The sequence below is a fragment of the Sphingomonas sp. genome (genome assembly GCF_029239295.1).
GTDB lineage: Bacteria > Pseudomonadota > Alphaproteobacteria > Sphingomonadales > Sphingomonadaceae > Sphingomonas.
Map to the genome: position 1 here is coordinate 1 of NZ_JAQZBC010000036.1, position 3,322 is coordinate 3,322.

A 3,322-nucleotide genomic window follows, 5' to 3' on the forward strand; every position below is an offset into this window, starting at 1 on the left:
GCATCAACGCGGCGCCATGCGGATCGCGCCGTCGAGGCGAACGTCCTCGCCGTTGAAATAGCCATTCTCGATCATCAGCGTGGCGAGGGCGGCATATTCTTCCGGATCACCCAGACGCTTCGGGAACGGCACGGAAGCGGACAGTGCATCCTTCACGTTCTGCGGCGCGCCCTGCAGCAGCGGGGTGTTGAAGATGCCCGGCAGGATGGTGTTGACGCGGATATTCTCGTTCATGAGATCGCGCGCGATCGGCAGGGTCATGCCGACAACGCCGCCCTTCGACGCGGAATAGGCAGCCTGGCCGATCTGCCCGTCCTCTGCCGCAACCGACGCGGTGTTGACGATCGCGCCGCGATCGCCATCGGGAAGCGGATCAAGCGTCATCATGCCCGCGGCCGACTTGGCGATGCAGCGGAAGGTGCCGACGAGATTGATCTGGATGATCCAGTTGAACGCGTCGAGCGGGAAGTGCTTGATCGAGCCGTCTTCCTTGCTGCGGCTCGCGGTCTTGATCGCGTTGCCGGTGCCGGCGCAGTTCACCAGGATACGCTCCTGACCGATCGCTTCACGTGCCTTGGCGAAACCGGCGTCGACCGATGCCTCGTCGGTAACGTTGACCTTGCAGAACACGCCGCCGAGTTCCTTGGCGAGCGCCTCGCCTTTTTCTTCCTGCAGATCGAAGATGGCGATCTTGACGCCCTTGGCGGCGAGCTGGCGTGCCGTGGCCGCACCCAAGCCGGATGCGCCGCCAGTGATGACGGCCGAAATCGTGTTGTCGAGCTTCATTGAATACCCCTCCCGAAGAAGTGCGCCCGCATCGGCGGGGCACGATCCCGTCCCCCGCGCGGGCAGGGGACGGGCTAGTTAATCAGTGCACGGGTTCAGGCCGCAGCCTTTGCCTCGCCCGACCAATCGCAATTCTCGATGATCGTGACGTTGGCGACGCCGCCGCCTTCGCACATCGTCTGCAAGCCATAGCGCCCGCCGCGGCGACGCAGCTCGTGGACGAGCGTCGCCATCAGCTTCGTGCCCGACGCGCCCAGCGGGTGGCCAAGAGCGATCGCGCCGCCGTTGACGTTCAGCTTGTTCGGGTCCGCCTTGGTATGCTCCAGCCATGCGACCGGCACCGAAGCGAATGCTTCGTTCACTTCATAAAGGTCGATGTCGTCGATCGACAGGCCGGCCTTCTTCAGCGCCTTGTCGGTAGCGAACAGCGGCTCTTCGAGCATGATCACAGGGTCGCCGGCGGTGACCGTCAGGTTCACGATCTTCGCCAGCGGCTTCAGATTGTACTTCTTCAGCGCTTCCTCGCTGACGATCAGCACCGCGCTGGCGCCGTCGCAGATCTGGCTCGACGAGGCGGCGGTGAGAACGCCCTCTTCCGACAGCTTCTTCACGCCGGCCATGCCCTCGGCCGACGCGTCGTAGCGGATGCCCTCGTCGGAAGTGTGCACTTCCTTGCCCTCGGGCGTCTCGACCGCGATCGGAACGATCTCGTCCTTGAACTTGCCGCCCTGCGTCGCGGCCACCGCCTTGCGGTGCGAGTTCAGCGAATATTCGTCCAGCTGCTCACGGGTGTAGCCGTACTTCTTGGCGATCATTTCCGCCCCAGCGAACTGGTTGAAGTTGATGCCGGGGAACTTCTCCTCAAGGCCGGGCGACTTGTTCTTGCCGAGACCGGCGTCGTAGAACAGCTTGTAGGTGGAGCCCATCGGCACGCGCGACATGCTTTCGATGCCGGCGGCGATCACCACGTCCTGCGTGCCCGACATCACTGCCTGTGCCGCAAACTGAATCGACTGCTGCGAGGAGCCGCACTGACGGTCAATGGTGACCGCGGGCGTCGACTGCGCCAGCTTCTTCGATGCGAGAACGGCATTGCGACCGACCTGGCCGGCCTGTTCGCCGCCTTGGCTGACGCAGCCCATGATCACGTCTTCGACCGCGTCTCCGGGAATGCCCGAACGCTCGATCACCGCATCCAGAACCTGTGCTGCCAGATCGACCGGATGAACCCCCGCGAGCTTTCCGCCGCGTCGTCCACCAGCCGTCCGCACCGCTTCGACGATATACGCCTCGGCCATCTTTCGACTCTCCATAACAGATGTTATCCCAGTCGCTCATGTGGCGCGATTTCACGCGCACGGCAAGAGGTGGAGAGGCGAATGAACGTATCCGACGCAGTCCGGGAGCGGCGCTCCGTCCGTGGTTTCCTCGACAAGGAAGTGCCGCTGGACGTGCTGAAGGAGCTGGCGCTGACGTCCGCGCGTGCGGCGACGGGCGGGAATATCCAGCCGTGGCACATCGACATCGTGACCGGCGACAAGATGGCCGAGCTGAAGGAGATCATGCGCGGCAAGATAGAGCGACGGGAAACGGAGACGCCGGGCTACGACATCTATCCGCGTGAAATGAACGACGCCACGAAGGCGCGCACGTTCCAGATCGGCGAGATCATGTACGGCCACCTCGGGATTCCGCGCGAGGACAAGCGCGCGCGGGCGCAGTGGTTTGCCCGCAATTTCCAGTTCTTCGGTGCACCGGCCGCCTTCTTCGTGACGGTCGATCGGCGGATGGGGCCGCCGCAATGGGCCGACCTTGGCATGTACCTTCAGAACCTGATGTTGCTGGCGGTCGAGAAAGGGTTGGGGACCTGCCCGCAGGAATGCTGGGCGGTCTATCCGAACACCGTCGAGGCGTTCCTGGGCACACCATCAGAGCGGATGCTCTTTTGCGGTGTGGCGATCGGTTACGAGGATGCCGAGGAGCTGGCGAACCGGACGCGTAGCCCGCGCGCGCCAGAGGAGGAGTGGCTTACCGTTCTTGCCTGAACGATCCGCGACGGGGGCGGCCTGAGATCAGGCCCCCTCCGGCTGCGATTCTGCGATGGCGGCAAGGATCATCCGTTCCCAAACGGCGGTGTCGCCCGCGGCTGCCATCGACGCGCTGGGTGCGCGTAAGGTGTGAAGGACGGCCATCGCCTCGTCGCGATAATCGCGCCAGACGGCATCCACCGCACCGCCGGCAGACTCCTGATCCCCGTGAGCGTTCACGCTAAGCCGCTCGCCGGCTAGCACGCGCGCAATACGCTCCAGAACCGGGCCAGTCGCGATATCCATGGTGGCGTCTCCTTTACCAGGAGAAGCAACCGATCACGCGCGGCCGGGTTGCACGGCCGCGCGTATTTGGGTCAGGCCTGCGCGACTGCGCGGGAGCCACCACGGCCTCGGCCGCGTCCGCCGCGAGCGCCACCAGCGCCGCCGGGCCCGCCACGACGGCTTGCGTTGGCGTAGTCGCGCGTCGCGGTCGGCGAGTGGGTCGC

At 64.8% G+C, this 3,322-nt stretch carries 5 protein-coding genes; 1 reads left to right on the top strand and 4 read right to left on the bottom strand.

Going from position 1 to position 3,322, the window contains the following annotated elements; genetic code table 11:
• Positions 1-3: 3 nt before the first annotated feature.
• Entirely contained in the window at positions 4-786 is a 783-nt protein-coding gene (locus K0S66_RS16710; RefSeq protein ID WP_301076604.1) for an SDR family NAD(P)-dependent oxidoreductase, read from the bottom strand.
• 95 nt (positions 787-881) lie between these two features.
• On the bottom strand, positions 882-2,084 hold the full coding sequence (locus K0S66_RS16715; RefSeq protein ID WP_301076605.1) for an acetyl-CoA C-acetyltransferase: 1,203 nt from the start codon (positions 2,082-2,084) through the stop codon (positions 882-884).
• An 81-nt stretch (positions 2,085-2,165) separates the two neighbouring features.
• Between K0S66_RS16715 and K0S66_RS16720 the strand changes: the two genes are divergently transcribed.
• Positions 2,166-2,831 (top strand): nitroreductase, encoded by a 666-nt coding sequence (locus K0S66_RS16720; protein WP_301076606.1) that lies wholly within the window; start codon positions 2,166-2,168, stop codon positions 2,829-2,831.
• Between the two features lie 27 nt (positions 2,832-2,858).
• Here the strand turns inward: K0S66_RS16720 and K0S66_RS16725 are convergent, their stop codons facing one another.
• Positions 2,859-3,119, bottom strand: coding sequence for a hypothetical protein (locus tag K0S66_RS16725; protein WP_301076607.1), 261 nt, complete (start codon positions 3,117-3,119; stop codon positions 2,859-2,861).
• A gap of 13 nt (positions 3,120-3,132) precedes the next feature.
• Positions 3,133-3,322 (bottom strand): hypothetical protein (locus K0S66_RS16730; RefSeq protein ID WP_301076608.1); only part of this gene is annotated, 190 nt, incomplete at its 5' end.

Bases quoted from the DNA above. Each gene is read 5' to 3' on its own strand.
- K0S66_RS16710 (WP_301076604.1), bottom strand. From the start codon at position 786: ATGAAGCTCGACAACACGATTTCGGCCGTCATCACTGGCGGCGCATCC.
- K0S66_RS16715 (WP_301076605.1), bottom strand. From the start codon at position 2,084: ATGGCCGAGGCGTATATCGTCGAAGCGGTGCGGACGGCTGGTGGACGA.
- K0S66_RS16720 (WP_301076606.1), top strand. From the start codon at position 2,166: ATGAACGTATCCGACGCAGTCCGGGAGCGGCGCTCCGTCCGTGGTTTC.
- K0S66_RS16725 (WP_301076607.1), bottom strand. From the start codon at position 3,119: ATGGATATCGCGACTGGCCCGGTTCTGGAGCGTATTGCGCGCGTGCTA.